The 14,859-nt window shown below is 69.2% G+C and carries 14 protein-coding genes and 1 pseudogene; 4 read left to right on the forward strand and 11 right to left on the reverse strand.

Annotation, left to right across the window (positions count from 1 at the left end):
* Positions 1–5 precede the first annotated feature (5 nt).
* Genes ABT158_RS31015 through ABT158_RS31030 form a run of 4 tightly spaced genes read right to left on the reverse strand, consistent with a single transcriptional unit; the run spans position 6 to position 4,260 of the window.
* A complete protein-coding gene (locus tag ABT158_RS31015) occupies positions 6–1,349 on the reverse strand; it encodes an alpha-L-fucosidase (RefSeq protein ID WP_352359399.1) in 1,344 nt (447 codons plus the stop codon).
* 10 nt (positions 1,350–1,359) lie between these two features.
* Positions 1,360–2,181: a carbohydrate ABC transporter permease gene (locus tag ABT158_RS31020; RefSeq protein WP_352359401.1), complete on the reverse strand. Its 822-nt coding sequence runs from the start codon at positions 2,179–2,181 to the stop codon at positions 1,360–1,362.
* Positions 2,171–3,007, reverse strand: coding sequence for a carbohydrate ABC transporter permease (locus ABT158_RS31025; RefSeq protein WP_352359403.1), 837 nt, complete (start codon positions 3,005–3,007; stop codon positions 2,171–2,173). Before ABT158_RS31025 ends, ABT158_RS31020 begins: the two co-directional genes overlap by 11 nt.
* Positions 3,004–4,260, reverse strand: coding sequence for an ABC transporter substrate-binding protein (locus ABT158_RS31030; protein ID WP_352359405.1), 1,257 nt, complete (start codon positions 4,258–4,260; stop codon positions 3,004–3,006). The genes ABT158_RS31025 and ABT158_RS31030 overlap by 4 nt, the downstream gene beginning before the upstream one ends.
* A 100-nt stretch (positions 4,261–4,360) precedes the next feature.
* Between ABT158_RS31030 and ABT158_RS31035 the strand changes: the two genes are divergently transcribed.
* Both ABT158_RS31035 and ABT158_RS31040 read left to right on the forward strand, forming a co-directional pair.
* Positions 4,361–5,476 carry an ROK family protein gene (locus ABT158_RS31035; protein WP_352359407.1) on the forward strand — a complete coding sequence of 372 codons (1,116 nt, stop codon included), beginning with the start codon at positions 4,361–4,363 and terminating at the stop codon, positions 5,474–5,476.
* An 843-nt stretch (positions 5,477–6,319) separates the two neighbouring features.
* A complete protein-coding gene (locus tag ABT158_RS31040; protein ID WP_352359409.1) occupies positions 6,320–6,769 on the forward strand; it encodes an RICIN domain-containing protein in 450 nt (149 codons plus the stop codon).
* Positions 6,770–6,949: 180 nt separating this feature from the next.
* Here the strand turns inward: ABT158_RS31040 and ABT158_RS31045 are convergent, their stop codons facing one another.
* From ABT158_RS31045 to ABT158_RS31070, 6 genes are all read right to left on the reverse strand, one after another.
* Positions 6,950–7,579, reverse strand: a complete 630-nt coding sequence (locus ABT158_RS31045) for a CG0192-related protein (protein WP_352359411.1) — start codon at positions 7,577–7,579, stop codon at positions 6,950–6,952.
* A gap of 643 nt (positions 7,580–8,222) precedes the next feature.
* Positions 8,223–8,396 (reverse strand): hypothetical protein, encoded by a 174-nt coding sequence (locus ABT158_RS31050; protein ID WP_352359413.1) that lies wholly within the window; start codon positions 8,394–8,396, stop codon positions 8,223–8,225.
* A gap of 178 nt (positions 8,397–8,574) precedes the next feature.
* Positions 8,575–9,606, reverse strand: coding sequence for a carbohydrate ABC transporter permease (locus ABT158_RS31055; protein WP_352359415.1), 1,032 nt, complete (start codon positions 9,604–9,606; stop codon positions 8,575–8,577).
* Positions 9,607–9,610: 4 nt separating this feature from the next.
* The gene (locus tag ABT158_RS31060) at positions 9,611–10,525 is read right to left on the reverse strand and encodes a carbohydrate ABC transporter permease (RefSeq protein WP_352359417.1); all 915 of its coding nucleotides are present in this window, start codon (positions 10,523–10,525) and stop codon (positions 9,611–9,613) included.
* Positions 10,522–11,895, reverse strand: a complete 1,374-nt coding sequence (locus ABT158_RS31065; protein ID WP_352359419.1) for an ABC transporter substrate-binding protein — start codon at positions 11,893–11,895, stop codon at positions 10,522–10,524. The genes ABT158_RS31060 and ABT158_RS31065 overlap by 4 nt, the downstream gene beginning before the upstream one ends.
* Positions 11,892–12,662: a GntR family transcriptional regulator gene (locus ABT158_RS31070; RefSeq protein WP_352359421.1), complete on the reverse strand. Its 771-nt coding sequence runs from the start codon at positions 12,660–12,662 to the stop codon at positions 11,892–11,894. The genes ABT158_RS31065 and ABT158_RS31070 overlap by 4 nt, the downstream gene beginning before the upstream one ends.
* 129 nt (positions 12,663–12,791) lie before the next feature.
* Between ABT158_RS31070 and ABT158_RS31075 the strand changes: the two genes are divergently transcribed.
* Both ABT158_RS31075 and ABT158_RS31080 read left to right on the forward strand, forming a co-directional pair.
* Positions 12,792–13,415 carry a polysaccharide deacetylase family protein gene (locus ABT158_RS31075; RefSeq protein ID WP_352359423.1) on the forward strand — a complete coding sequence of 208 codons (624 nt, stop codon included), beginning with the start codon at positions 12,792–12,794 and terminating at the stop codon, positions 13,413–13,415.
* A 23-nt stretch (positions 13,416–13,438) separates the two neighbouring features.
* Entirely contained in the window at positions 13,439–14,458 is a 1,020-nt protein-coding gene (locus tag ABT158_RS31080) for a zinc-binding dehydrogenase (protein WP_352359425.1), read from the forward strand.
* Positions 14,459–14,718: 260 nt separating this feature from the next.
* Here the strand turns inward: ABT158_RS31080 and ABT158_RS31085 are convergent.
* Positions 14,719–14,853: pseudogene (locus ABT158_RS31085) on the reverse strand (IS5/IS1182 family transposase); the annotation flags it as partial.
* Positions 14,854–14,859: the final 6 nt, after the last annotated feature.

Genomic DNA, 14,859 nt, shown 5'->3' on the forward strand with positions numbered 1-14,859 from the left:
CCCGTTCAGGCGCCGGGCGCCAGCCTGAGGACGGCGGCCGGCAGCCCGCGCAACGCCTCGGGGACGACGACCCCGCCGGAACGATCCACCGCGGCCGGGCCGTCACCCCAGGTGGCTCCGGCCCGCGCCCGTTCGGCCAGGTCGCCGGCGAGCGTCAGCCGTCCCGCGGCCGGGTCCAGGGCGATCACGTGGAGGGCGCCGTCGGGAGCGGCGGTGTAGCGGACCGGATCGCCGACGGGCTCGGCGTGCCGGACCCACGGCCGGGTGCCGTAGATCGCCTCGCCGTGGGCCGCCAGCCAGGCGCCCAGGTGCCGCAGCCGTTCGACCTGGGACTCCGGCAGCGAGCCGTCGGCCCGCGGCCCGATGTTGAGCAGCAGGTTGCCGTTCTTGGCGACGGTGTCGACCAGCAGGTGGACGAGCTCGTCCGGCCGCACGAGGTGGCGCTCGTCCTCGGCCCGGTTGAAGCCGAACGACTGGCCGAGCCCGCGCGTGGCCTCCCACACCCACGGGGAGGTCTGCTGCTCGGAGACGTACTCGCGGGTGCGCGAGCCCAGGTGCGGCACGCCCCAGCGGTCGTTCACGATGCCCTCGGGCACCCGCTCGTAGTAGTGCTCGAACAGCGCCTGCAGGCTGTGCGGGCCGGCCGCCTTGCCCGAGTCGGGCCAGTCGATGTCGTTCCACAGCACGTCGGGGGAGTGCCGGTCGATCAGTTCCATGGCCTGCTCGAAGCAGTAGCGCGCGAACGCCTCGTCGTTGCGGCGCAGCGTGAACAGGTCCGTCATCGACTGGATCGGCGGGAAGTCGGACACGTGCCAGTCCAGCGCCCCGGAGTAGTACAGGCCGAACCGCAGGCCCGCCGCCCGGGCGGCGCGGTCCAGCTCGGCGATCAGGTCGCGGCGGGGGCCGCGGCGGGCGCTGCTGAAGGCCGTGGTGGCGGTGTCCCACAGGCAGAACCCGTCGTGGTGCTTGGCCGTGGGCACGACGTAGCGCGCGCCGGACCCCGCGATCAGCCGCATCCAGGCCGCCGGGTCGAACGCCTCCGCCCGCCAGGAGTCGGCGAGGTCCTCGTAGGGGGTGCCGACCCCGTACTCCCGCTCGTGGAAGGCGCGGGCGGGCGAGCCGGGGATGCGGACGGTGTTGGCGTGCCATTCGGCGTACTGGTGGTGGCTGAACTCCAGCTCCACGGGCACGTGCTCGCCGGGCAGCCGGGCGGTCGCCCAGGCGGGCACCGAGTACAGCCCCCAGTGGACGAAAACGCCGAACTTGGCGTCCCTGTACCAGTCGGGCACGTCCCTCGCCGGGTAGTCGGCGCCCAGGTCGGGGCCTACACGGCGGTCGAAAAACAGCACTATGGTCCTTTCAGCGGCCGGCGAGACCGGCGGTGGCGATGCCCTTGACCAGATGCTTCTGAAGGGCGAGGAGGAGCAACAGCGTCGGCAGGATGGACACGATGGAGGCGGCCATCACCAGATGCCACTGGTTGCCGTTCTGGCCGAAGAACAACTGCAGGCCGAGCGGCACGGTGCCGCGCTCGGTCACGTCGTTGACCATGATGAGCGGCCACAGGAAGCTGTTCCAGTAGTTGATGAAGGTGAACACGGCCAGCACCCCGAGCGCGGGCCTGGCCAGCGGCAGCATGATGGACAGGAAGATCCGCACCTCGCTCGCGCTGTCGATGCGCGCCGCCTCCTGCATCTCGCGCGGCACCGAGCGGAAGAACTGCCGCAGCAGGAACGTCCCGAACGCGGTGAAGGCCCACGGGAAGATCAGCGACTGGTAGCTGTCCACCCAGCCGAACTTCTGCATGAGGATGAACATGGGCACGACCAGCACCTCCTGCGGCACCATCAGCGTGGCCAGGAACAGCAGGAAGACGCCGTCCCGGCCGCGCCAGCGCAGCGAGGCGAAGGCGTAGGCGGACAGGGCGGAGGCGGCCAGCACGACCAGCGTGCCCACGCCCGCCACCAGCACGCCGTTGAGGATGTAGCGCTGGAACGGCACGTACGTGAACACGTCGCCGAAGTTCTGCCAACGGATGCGCGAGCCGACCAGCGACCCGGGATCGCTGAACGTCTCGCCCGCCGGCTTCAGCGCGGTGGCCACCGCGAAGATCAGCGGATAGAGGAAGGCCAGCGTCACCGCCGCCAGCAGCACGTGGGAGACGACGGATCTAGCTCTCATAGTGCACCCACCGCCTCTGCCCGAGGAACTGCGCGGCGGTCACGAGCAGGATGATCGCGAACAGCACCCACGCGCCCGCCGCCGCCAGCCCGAGCTCGCGCGACTGGAACCCGGCCTGGTAGACGGTCATGACGAGCGTCTCCGTGGCGTTGCCCGGCCCGCCGGCCGTGAGGATGTACGGCTGCGTGAACACCTGCAACGAGTTGATCACCGTCATCGTCGTGGCGAAGAACAGCGCCGGCGAGATCAGCGGGAGCTGCACGCTGACCAGCTTGCGCAGCCCGGTGGCCCCGTCGAGCGAGGCCGCCTCCAGGACCGACGGCGACATCTCGTTGATCGCCGCGGAGAAGACGATCAGGTTGTACCCGAACCCCTGCCAGACGCTCATGGCCACCACCGACACCAGCGCGGTGCGCCCGTCGGCCAGCAGGTTCGGCTCGGTGCCGACCATCTGGAACAGCAGCTTCCAGATGACCGCGTTGGCCACCATCGGCGTGATCGCCGGGATGAAGAACAGCACCCGCCACAGGTTCTGCCACCGCGACCTGCTGATCCAGAACGCCAGCGCCAGCGCCAGGACGATGTTGAGCGGCACGTACAGGCCGGTGAAGACGAACGTGTTGCGCAGCGCGGACAGGAAGGCCGGGTCCTCGCCGAACAGGTAGCGGAAGTTCTCCAGGCCGATGAAGCTGCTCCCGCCCAGCATCGGCCAGTCGAAGAAGCTCATCACCACGGCCATGCCGACCGGGAACAGGGTGAACAACCCGAGGCCGAGCACGCTGGGCGTGGCGAACCCCAGCGCGTGCCACTGCTCTCGTGACCTCACTGCCCGCGCGCCCCCTGCTGCTGGATGGTGGCGAGCGCCTCCTTGGCGCCGCTCGCGCCGGTGTAGACCTGGAGCAGGTGCTGGGCCATGAGCTTGGTGACGTCGTCCCAGTTCTTGGTGGTGAACAGCGGCACGCCCCCGGCCACCGCCTCCTTGACCGCCGACAGCGCCGCCCGCACGTCGTCGGCCTTGTCCTGGTTCTTGCCGACCAGGAAGTTCTCGTACGCCGACTGCTCGGAGGTCATCGCCGGGAAGCCGCGCCCCTCACCCGCCAGGTACGCCTGCGCCTGCTTGCCGCTGAGCACGGAGACCGCCTTGACCGCCTGCTCCTTGTACGGGCAGCCCTTGGCCACCCCGAACCCGGAGTTGGCCACGTACGTCTTCGCGCCCCCGGACCCGGCGGGAAGCTGCGCGATGCCCACCCGGAACTTGGCCTCCTTGATCGTGGATCCGATGTTCCAGGAGCCGTCGACCGCCATCATGGCGTTGCCGTTGACGAACTGCGTCTCGCCCCAGCCCAGCTCCGCCGACCCGGCCGGCACGCTGGCCGCCTTGTTCCCGGCCAGGCCCGCGTACCAGGTGGTGGCCGCGACCATGGGCTCGCTGTCGAGCTGCAGCTTCACGTCATCGGTGACCGGCTTGGCGCCGTTGTAGGACAGCAGCATCGACAGCAGGTGCAGGTCGGAGAAGGACATGCCGAACCCGTACTTGCCGCCGGTGGTCAGCTTCCTGGCGGCCTGCTCGAAGTCGGCGGTGGTCCAGCCGGGCTTGGGCTCGGCCAGGCCGGCCTTGGCGAAGGCGTCCTTGTTGTAGTAGAGGAGCATCGGGCCCAGGTCGTAGGGGAGGGCCAGTTGCCGGCCGTTCATCTTCAGCGCGTCCAGTGCCGCGGGGGCGAAGCCTTCGGGAGCGGTGAGGGGTTCGAGGAGATCGGCGTAGGCGCCCAGGCGCAGGCTCTGCATGGAGACCACGCATGGCTGCTCGCCCGCGGCGAACTCGGTCTGCAGCTTGGTGAAGTAGGCGTTGAAGGGCGCGGTCCGCAGGTTGATCCTGATCTTCGGGTCCTGCTGGGTGACCAGCTTGGCCAGGTGGTCGAGCTGCGCCTTCTCCTCCTCGCTGCCCGCCCACATCTCCCAGTCGAGGGTGACCGTACCGTCGTCCTGCTTGGCGCCGCCCGCCGTGCCCGCGCCGCCGCCTCCGCCGCACGCGGTGACGCCGGCGAGGAGTACGAGCCCCGCGGCCAGGAGTGCCTTCATGGGGGGACCTCCGTCAAGGTATATTTTTCGGGGTCGAATTTATTATTGATGCGGAACCCTAGGCTTGCTCCGGAACACACGTCAAGAGGGAGAACTGCGGATGCGCGAGGATCTGGCCAGGACGGAGATCCTGACGACGCTCGGGTCCGGGCCGCTCAACCGCACGCAGCTCGCCCTCAGGCTGGGGCTCGGCGCGGCGACCGTGACCGAGCACACCCGCCGCCTCATCGAGCTCGGCTACGTACGCGAGCTGGCGCCGCAGGCGGCCGGGCGTGGTCGCCCGAAAGTACCCCTTGAGCTGGTGCCGGACGCCGCGTACACGCTCGGCCTGCGGGTGCACCACACGCACGTGGTCGGCGTGCTCATGCGGCTCAACGGCAGCGAGGCGCGCCGCTTCACGGTGCCCTTCGACCCGCGTGCCGACCCCGTCGGGCAGCTCGCCGCCGTGTGCGCCCGCGAGCTGGCCGACCCCGCCGCCGGCGGCCGGGTGCGCGGCATCGGCCTGGCCGTCCCCGGCGTGATCGACCAGGCCAGGGGGATCGTGCGCATCTCGCCGCATCTGGGCTGGTCGGACCTGCCGCTGCGGCCCCTGCTGGCCGAACGCCTGCCGGTCCCCGTCCTCATCGACAACGACACCCGCGCCAGCACCAGCGCCGAGCTGCTGTTCGGCGCCGGCTGCGACCACGACGACTTCCTGGTGCTGGCCGTCGGCGGCGGCATCGGCATGGGCATCGTGCTCGGGCGGCGCATCCATCGCGGGCCCGACGGCGTCGCGGGCGAGTTCGGGCACGTGCCGATCGACCCGCAGGGGCCGCCCTGCGTGTGCGGGCGGCGCGGCTGCCTGGAGTCCTACGCGGCCGACTACGCCCTGGCCGCCCGCGCGTACGAGCGCGGGCTGACGCCGGTGCCGGTGCCGGTGGCCGAGCTGCCCCGGCTGGCCGCCGAGGACGTGCCGGGCGTGCGCGACCTGATGGCCGAGGCGGGGGCGGCGCTCGGGAGGGCGGCCGCGGGCGTGGTGAACGTCCTGGCCGTACGGGCGCTGGCGGTGATCGGCGAGAGCCACGTGCTGTGGCCGTACCTGGAGCCCGGGTTCCGGCCGGCGGTGGAGAGCGGCGTGCTGTCGGGAGTGGAGATCATGGTCCGCCCCTGGGACGACAGCGGCCACGCCCGAGGCGCCGCCACCCTGGCCCTGTCAGCCACGGTCGCCGCCCGCTGACCTGCGGCTCCACGAGAACGGATGCCGGGCTACAGCAAGGACCGTCCGTTGCATGGACAAAGGGCCTATGGCGGGCCCTGGTCGCGGCCTCCGGCTTCACGTCCGCGAAATTTAGGCCGATTTTTGGCAAGGTCGACACGCTTTAGTGCATGCATACATTCAGCGGCATTGCCAAGTAATTTCGGCGCCATCGGACATGCTTCAACGCGATAGCCTCAGAACCACCCCGATCCCACTCATACGCTATTCCCTGGCACGCATCCAAGTCGTCGCGCTGCCGTACGGCAGCGAGCTTCCGCATCGCCCCTTGGCCCATGACGGCATTCTGATCCCGCTACAAGACATTCGCAACGTCATGCCAGACAATGATCTGGCGGAGCCGTTGTCTGATGGCCGCAGCTCTGGCCTCGCAGCTCGTGATGATCTTGCCTGACACCGCTGGTGGGATCAGGTGGCGGAGGTTTGAACCCTGGCCGGATGTGGCCACGGCCCGGAGGGTGATTTCCCGCCCGCAATCAAGTTTCATGGAGACGAACAGCGCGTCGCCGCCTCGATCATCAATTGGAGGGGATCAAATGGCCATTTCTGCTGTCGCCAATTCTGGCCATCACCGACAACTCCATGATGTCGAGGCGCAGCCGTGGTTTGGCAGCTCATCACGGGTTTTCTTGACGGGCGCATCTGCCGGAATTCGAGGCTGAGGAATATGTCTTCGATATGGCAACTGTGCCTCTATTGACCCTTGAGTGTCGACCGGCTCAACGCGGTGACCACTGGCAGGGCCGCACCGTCCGGTGTGTGTGGCAGGGTCCTGCCCCGAATCCCCCTATCAAGGAGGTAGCCATGGCTCCTTACCCGTCGCGAGCCCGGCTGATCGTCAAGCAGTCGGGCAAGGTGCTGGCGATCGAGAACGCCAGCCTCAAGGACGGCGCCAGCCTGAACCAGTACGACACCGGCACCCAGGACAACGAGAAGTTCGAGCTGCGCGACGCCGGCGACGGCTACGTCCGCATCGTGGTCAAGCATTCGGGCAAGGTGCTGGCGATCGAGAACGCCAGCCTCGATCCGGGTGCCAGCGTGAACCAGTACGACACGGGCACCCAGGACAACGAGAAGTTCGAGCTGCGGGACGCCGGCGACGGCTACGTCCGCATCGTGGTCAAGCAGTCGGGCAAGGTGCTGGCGATCGAGAACGCCAGCCTCAAGGACGGCGCCAGCCTGAACCAGTACGACACCGGCACCCAGGACAACGAGAAGTTCCGGCTGGAGCCCATCAGCGACGGTAACTGGTAGCTCACAAGGTCGGGCGCGTCCGTGCCGTCCGTGCGCCGGACGGCCGGGCGTACCTGACATCGCGGTTCACCGTCTCCGCACTGCCGCTCGGCAGGCAACCGAAGGAGGCGCCTGTCCGCTCAGCTGAGCTCGTATCGGGACCTGAGCCGTGGTCTGACCTGAGCCGTGGTCTGGTGGACGTCAGCGAAGTCTCGCGGACGCCAGTGGCGCCGGCGTCTCCTGGCCTGGCCAGGCGCCACGTAGCACCACGTCCGCGAGCTCGACGCCGACGTCGAGTCGGCGGACGACGACCAGCTCGATCGTGTCTGTCACGATGACCGTCGGGTCGTCCTCGGTGACGCGCTCGATCTCTCCCACGGCCGGCGTCACCCCTGCCCCGCCTCCACCGCCGACGACGCTCATGTCAGGCTCGCGACGCACCAGGCGGCCATCGACCTGCACCAGTTTCTCGGCCTGGCCCGTGCCACCGATGATCGCACTCGCCAGTGCCGCAGCGTAGACAGGATCACCGACCGCGTCATAAACCCAGCGTGTACCCAGCACCGAGTGCTCGGTGGTGCCCAGCAGCCACGCGTCGCCACCGGGCAACGGCGCCCCCCGGTAGGTGAGCGGCATCTGATGAACCGGGCCGTCATCGACCCGTACCAGAATCGTCTCCATCCCGACCGCGCCGGCCGGGTCGTCGAACCGGTAGGAGGCTGTCTGCTGCATCTCGCCGGCCGACCCGGAGTACCAGGGGCGTCCCGGCAACCAGTCGCTCAGCAGCTCAAGCTTCGTAGGCCGAAGCGTTGCCTGGTAGAGCAATGCCATGGGGCCATCGTAGCGTGATCGAAGAATACGCCGCCGTGCATGATGGGAACGCGACACAGCGCTCTCACGCATGAAGCTGACGACGGCACAGACCGTCGCATCCGGTGCGGATGGGATGCGCGAGACCGGGGTCAGGTGTTCGGCGACGGCAAGAGGAGGGATCCGATCTCGTTCGGTCCGCGCCGGCGAAGGTCAAGCGTGTGCCGCCGAAGCTTGGACGAAGGCGTCACTGGCCTGAAAGCGGATGCAGGTCCAGGATCATGTCGAACGACTGTGCGCCGTCGCTCCCGGTGAAGGAGCCGACCAGCTGGAAGCCGTGCTTCTTGTAGTAGCGAACGGCGCGTGGGTTGTCGGCGTGAACGCCGCCGAACAGGATGATTCTCTTCCTGCCGAAATGCCGTGCGACGTCCGCGATGAGCGGGAAGAGCTGCGTTCTCTCAGTCGCCTCGATTCGGCCGACAGCCCTTCCAGGAAGGCTGCCGGACGTTCCGCGTCAGTGTGCAGGAGCGGCCGGAAGACGACCTCCGAACCGTCCTTCAGGTTCAGGCGACGCGTCAGGACAAGGGGGTCTTCGGCGATCGCCGTCAGTGTGAGCACTTCAGCGATCCTTCCTCCGCGCCCCAAGCCCTCGCCGGCGCTAGGCTCAGTCGTCTTTGTCGTCAGGATCTGGAGTGTCAACGTCCGCGCAGTGCTTCGCGAGCTTGAGGGCGAGCTTGATCCCCTTGCGGGTGGCCTTGTCGTGCTCCTTCTGCTCCTCGGGAGTCATCGCGTCGTACATGGCCCAGTACGCCATCAGGGGAGGGGTCGTTCCAGGCATCTGTGCCTCCGGAGCCGCATGTCAGTCCTTTGACGATGACTCTTCGCAGCCCGCCGCACCATTACCGCAAAAGGGTGATTGAGATACCTCTTCTTCCTCATGCCGAGCGTGGCGACGGCAACCTTCACCGGAGCCCTCCGCTCCCTCTGACGGAAGGGTGTTCGGTGGGCCGCCGGTGTCATTTCTCCACTCCGGTGCTCATGATGCCGCGCACGAACGTGCGCTGGAAACAGACGAAAAGGATCACTGGTACGGCGATCGTCATCATGGCCCCGGCTTGGATGTAGGCGGGTTTCGTCGAGTACAGGCCGTTGAAGGCGGCCAGGCCAACCTGCAGCGGCTGAAGCTCGGGCCGGCCGGAGAGGTAGATGAGCGGGGTGAAGTAGTCGTTCCAGGTGTAGACGAAGTTGAACAGGGTGACGGCGGTGATCGCCGGCCACGCCTGCGGCACGATCACCGAACGCAACGTGCGCAGCGGTCCGGCGCCGTCGATCGAGGCCGCTTCGTCCATCTCGCGCGGGATGGTGAGGAAGTACTGCCGGAGCAGGAAGACGCTGTAGGCGTTGGCGAAGAAGGCCGGCACGAGCAGCGGCAGCCAGGTGCCGACCCAGCCGAGCTGCGCGAAGATCGCATATGTCGGGATCAGCGTCACCGCGGCGGGCAGGAAGATCGTGGCGATGAGCAGGGTGAACAGCGGTCCTCGGCCCGGGAAGCGGAAGCGGGCGAAGCCGTAGGCGACCAGCGTGCACGAAAGGACGGTCCCGATCGTGCTGATCACCGCGAGTGCGATGGTGTTGAGCAGCAGCCGGGGGAAGTCGATGAGTTTCCAGACCGCGGCGTAGTTCGACCATTGCGGCGCCAGGGTCCAGCTCGGTTCGAGGGTGCGCCAGGAGCCGCGCCAGATGACGGTTCCCTTCCCGGGCGCCGCCGGGTCGACGAACTCGCTCTCGGCGCGCCCCTTCTTCACCAGGGCGAGTTCGCGGACCGCGCCGTCGACCGGCACCTGGTAGACGTCGTACTGCCGGCCCTCATGGGTGAAGGTGCGCGGGTCGGACGGCAGCAGCGGCGCGTGCGCCTGGCTGACCTGCCGCTCGCTCTTCAGCGACGCCAGCGTCATCTGGACGAGCGGCGACAGGAACGCCGCGACGATGCCGAACATCACGATCGTCATCAGGGCGGTCCGGATGCGGCGGGCCGCGTACGGGGGCACCGGGTCACCTCTCACTCGTGTAGTGGACCCAGCGTCTGGACAGCCGGAACAGCACCAGGGTCACGACGAGGGTGATGACGAACAGCAGCCACGCCAGCGTCGAGCCGTAGGACATCTCCTGATAGGTGAAGAAGGTCTGGTACAGGTAGAGGTTGAAGAAGCGGGTCGCGCCGCCGGGGTCGCCGGTGCCGTTGAAGAGCACCAGCGGGACGAGGAAGTACTGCATGACCTCGACGACCGCGAGGATCATCGTGTAGAAGATCACCGGCGACATCATCGGGATCGTCACGTGCCACAGCCGGCGCCACCATCCGGCGCCGTCGAGCCGGGCGGCGTCGTACAGCTCGGTGGGGATGCCGCGCAGCCCTGCCAGGTTGATGATGACGCCCGAGCCCAGTCCCCACAGGCCGATCATGACGAGCCCGGGGATCACCCAGGCGGGGTCGCTCAGCCAGCTCGGCGCGTCGTCCACGCCGAGCCGGCGCAGCGCGGTGTTGATCCACCCGTCGTCGACCAGCATGTTCTGCCAGATCAGCGCGCCGGCCACGAACGGCACCACGTACGGCATGAACAGCAGCACGCGCAGCAGCCCGGCGGCGCGCACGTACCTGCTGTTGACCGCGACCGCGAGCAGGAACGGCAGGGCGACGACCAGCGGCAGCCAGAGCAGGGCGAAGCGGGCGGTCACCCACAGCGAGGCCCACGCCTGCGGGTCGGCGAAGAGCCGCTGGTAGTTCGCCAGGCCGACGAACATGAGCGGCCGCTGCTCGGCCGGCGAGATGTTGAGGAAGGTGAAGACGAACGTGGCCGCCATCGGCAGCGCCGTGAACGCGAGGAACCCGATGATCCACGGAAGGACGAAGAGGAATCCGTACCGGGCCTCCCGGCGGGCCGCCCGGGACATCGTCTCGCCTCTCATGAGCGGTTCCACGCCGCCTGGATCTCCTCGCGCATCTCCTTGAGCTGGGCGTTCATGTCGAGCCCGCCCTTGGTCATCCAGCGGCTCCGGTAGGTGCCGAGGATGGTGAGCGTCTGGTTGTACTTGGGCGTGTACGACTCCGAGTGCGGGTTGTCGGCGAACGCCACGCTGTCCTTGACGACCTGCCAGTCGACCTTGTTGGTGAACTGCCCGGCCAGCTTGGCGAAGAAGGCTTCCTGGTCGGCGGTACGGGCGGGCATCGCGCCGTACGCCGACAGCAGTTCCTGCGAGGCCGGGCCGACCAGGTACTTCAGGAACTCGAAGGCCTCGGCCGGGTGCTTGCTGCCGGCCAGGATCCGGAAGGTGTCCGCGCTGGTGGGGGAGGTCGTCCTGCCGTCGTGCGCGGGCATCGCGGCCAGGTCCCAGTCGTCGCCCGCGCCGGCCACGCCGTAGGTGGACCACAGGAAGTTGACGCTCATCGCGACGTGCCCGGAGAAGAAGGCGGCGCCGTCCCCGTTGAACTGCTCGGTCTCGAAGACGGGGCCGGTCATGATGAACCGGTCCTTCCACATGCCGTCGTAGAAGAAGCGCCAGGCGTCGGCCCAGGCGCCGGGGATCTTCACGGTCCTGCCGTCGCCGGCGTCCAGCGAGCCGGGGGCGAAGGCGGCTCCCTGGTAGCGCAGGTCGTCGCGGGCCGGCTCGAAGCCGTACTGCACGATCTCGCCGGGGTCGAATCCCGCCTGGGTGGCGTCCTTCCCGTTCTTGTCGACGGTGAGCCTGAGGGCCAGTTCCCTGAGCGTGTCGTAGTTCCACTCGCTCTGGCGGCCGTCGGGCCAGGTGTACTTCTCGCCGTACTTGTGCGGCGGCGCGGCCAGACCGGCCTCCTCGAACATGTCGGCCTTGTAGTACAGGGTCGACGGGTAGATCGCGAAGGGGATTCCCTCCTGCACGGAACCGATCCGGTAGAGGTCGGCGCTGCCCTTGGCGTACGGGCTGAGGTCGAAACCGCTGGACCTGATGAGGGGAGCCAGGTCGAGCCACTGACCGTGGAAGGCGGCGGCGCCGCCGACGCCGACGGGACCGGCGAGGTCGGGCCCGTTGCCGGAGGCGATCTGGGTCGCGAGCGTGTCACGGGCGGAGTCGTAGGTGACGACCTCCAGCTTCACCCTGATCCTGCGCTGGGCGGCGTGGAACTTCTCGATCACCTTCTGCTCTGCCTTGACCTGCTCGGCCTGCTCCCCGGTGCCGAGGCAGCAGTACCAGCGCAGCTCCACCGCCGCGGCGTCACCGCCCGGCGGGGAGGCGGCTCCGCAGGCGGCCAGTGCCACGGCCGATGCGATCGCGAGCAGGGCGTTCGATAAGCGATTCACGTGTCTCTCCCGAGGCTGGGGTTCGGGGGGCGGGCGAGCGAGAGCTCGAAGGAGAGGCGGGCGCGGTCGCCTCTGACGTAACTGCGGGTGAACTCGACGGGCTCGTCGCCGGGGCCGAAGGCGATGCCCTCGACGAGCATGGCGGGGCGTTCCACCGGCTGGTCGAGCAGGCGGGCCTCGTGGGCGCGCAGCCGTACCGGCTCGATGACCTCGCGGGCGCGCACGATCCTGGCCCCGTAGTGCTCGGCCAGCAGACCGTAGAGGGAGTTGCGCTCAAGGTCATGGTCGAGCAGCCCGGCGAAGCGGTCGGCCGGCAGGTGGACCTGCTCCAGGATCAGCGGCTCGCCGTTGGCGATGCGCAGGCGTTCAAGGTAGACGACCTGCGCCCCGGCCGGCAGGGCCAGCGCGGCGGCGACCATCTCTCCCGGCCTCTCGATCCCGGACTCGACGAGCCTGGTGTCCGGGTCCATGCCGTGCAGGTGCATGAGGTCGGCGAAGCTCTGGCTGGTGCCCATGTCGACCTCCAGCCGGGAATGCAGGACGAACGTGCCGCGCCCGCGGGTGCGCTCCAGGCGGCCCTCGCGGGCCAGCTCGGCCAGGGCCCGCCGGACCGGGATGAGGCTGCATCCGTAGCGGCGGGCCAGCTCTCTTTCCGGTGGCAGGCGGTCTCCCGCCTGCCATTCCCCCTCGTCGAGCCTGGCGCTCAGATCCAGGTAGACCTGGTGGTGGAGGGGGATCGGACCGGCTTCGAGCCGATAGCGGGCCATCGGGCGTTCGCTTCCTTCCGGAATCTGCCAAGCGGTTGTTTGATGACAATGTTGTCAGCAACACCGACACTGATCACAGCCGCTACCTCTGTCAAGGCGGCCCCCCGACTCAGAGGCAGGTGACAAAGCGTGACGAAGTCACCCCCAACCCGACCGGCGCCCTGGCGAGTGGCGCTGACCTTCGACGTCGAGCACGGCGACCGGCCCGCTCACCCGGACGGCACCCGGCAGGTGCTCGACACGCTCACCGAGCGCGAGGCCGTGGCGACCATGTTCGTCCAAGGACGCTGGGCCCAGGCCAACCCCTCGCTGGCCGCGGACCTGGCCGCCCGCGGTCACCTGATCGGCAACCACTCCCACCACCACGCGCCGATGAGCTGGCTGTCGCAGAAGGCCCTCAAGCAGGACGTACAGCTCGCCGAACGCGCCATCCGCCGCGCCACCGGCCACGACCCGCGTCCCTGGTTCCGCTGCCCGTTCGGCGACGGCAGCGAGGACCCGGCGATCCGGTCCGCCCTGGACCGGCTCGGCTACCGGGAGACGAGCTGGCACGTGGACCCGTTCGACTGGCGCGGCAAGGCCACCGGGCCGGGCGTCGCCCGCCTGGTCATCGAGGAGGCCGCCGCGTACGGCGACGGCGCCGTGGTGCTGTTCCATCCCTGGACCACGGCCACCGGCCGTGCCCTGCCGCTGGTCATCGACGGGCTGCGCGCGGCCGGCGCCCGGTTCGTACGCATGGACGAAATCGCATGAACCGCCCACCTTCGGAGGGGCCGATGAGGTCGTTGTTCGTGGAGTTCCCGAAGCCGGGCGAGGTGCGCGTGGCGCGTGAGGACGTCGCTCCGCCGGGTTCCGGCGAAGTGCTGTGCCGCACCACGCTGTCGCTGATCAGCCCCGGCACCGAGCTGGCCTGCCTGCGCGGCGACTTCGACCCCGGCACCAACTGGGAGGAGTGGGTGCGTTACCCGTTCCGGCCCGGGTACAGCATGGCCGGGGTCGTGGAGGCGGTCGGCGCAGGCGTCACGACGTTGCGGCCCGGCGACCGCGTGCAGAGCTACGCGTCACACGAGGAGCTGGTCACACTCGCCGAGCGCGAGGTCCGGCTGCTGCCCGCAGGCGTGACGGACGAGGAGGCGGTGTGGGTGCCTCTCGTCGTCACGGCCGCGGCGGGCACCGCCAGAGCCGCGATCGCCCTGGGCGAGACCGTCGTGGTTCTCGGACTCGGGCCGGTGGGGCAGCTGGTCGTCCAGTACGCGGTCGCGCACGGAGCCGCCCGCGTCATCGCCGTCGACACCGATGCCCGGCGGCTCGACCTGGCGCGAACGAGCGGCGCGAGCGACCTGCTCGCGGCGACCGCGGCCGACGCCCGCGCCGCCGTCGCCGACCTGACCGGCGGCCGGCTCGCCGACGTGGTCTTCGACGTCACCGGCAACCCCGCCGTGCTCTCCCAGGCGGTACGGCTGGCCCGTACGCTGGGCCGCGTCGTCCTGCTCGGCGACACGCCCACGCCGTCCCGGCAGATGCTCGGGCCCGGCGTGGTCAGCAACTCGCTGACCATCCTCGGAGCGCACGCCGGCCTCGTCTCCGACGACCCGTCAACCGGCCCGCTCAACCGCGACGCGGTGGCCGAGTTGTACTTCCGCCGCCTCGCCTCCGGCACGTTCCGCACCGCCGGAATGATCTCCGAGCGGGTGTCTCCCCTGGACGCGGAATCCACCTACGCACGCCTGCGAGACGGCGGCGCACCGCCCGGAGCCATCTGCTTCGACTGGACCGACACAAAGGGGGAGCGGTGACCGCCAAGATCGCGGCCGGCGGCGCGGGGGATCCGGGCGCGGTCGTAGCCGAGCCGGGCGTGGCCGGGTGCGCGGGCAGATGCCGCCGGCCGCCGGGCGGCGTGGTCTCGTCGGGCGGCGCATGCCGCCGCGCCTGCGATGTGCGCTGTGCCGGATCGCCGTCATGCTCGTGTCCGGCCCCGAGGTGGTGCGGGTGCGGGTCAGAACCGCTGGAGCCCGGTCAACAACGCGGGCGTCGGCGGCCCGCTCATGGATCAGTGGAGCTGCTCGAAGACGACTGGGTCGGGAACACGGGGCCGATGGCAGCCCCATGGGTGGCTGACGGTTCGCTCAGGAAGGAGAACCTGGAACTGGTCCCACAGGGGGTCGGTGACGAAAGCGGGGAGTACGGGCACGTGAGC

Source organism: Nonomuraea sp. NPDC001636 (assembly GCF_040298265.1).
Classification (GTDB): Bacteria; Actinomycetota; Actinomycetes; order Streptosporangiales; family Streptosporangiaceae; genus Nonomuraea.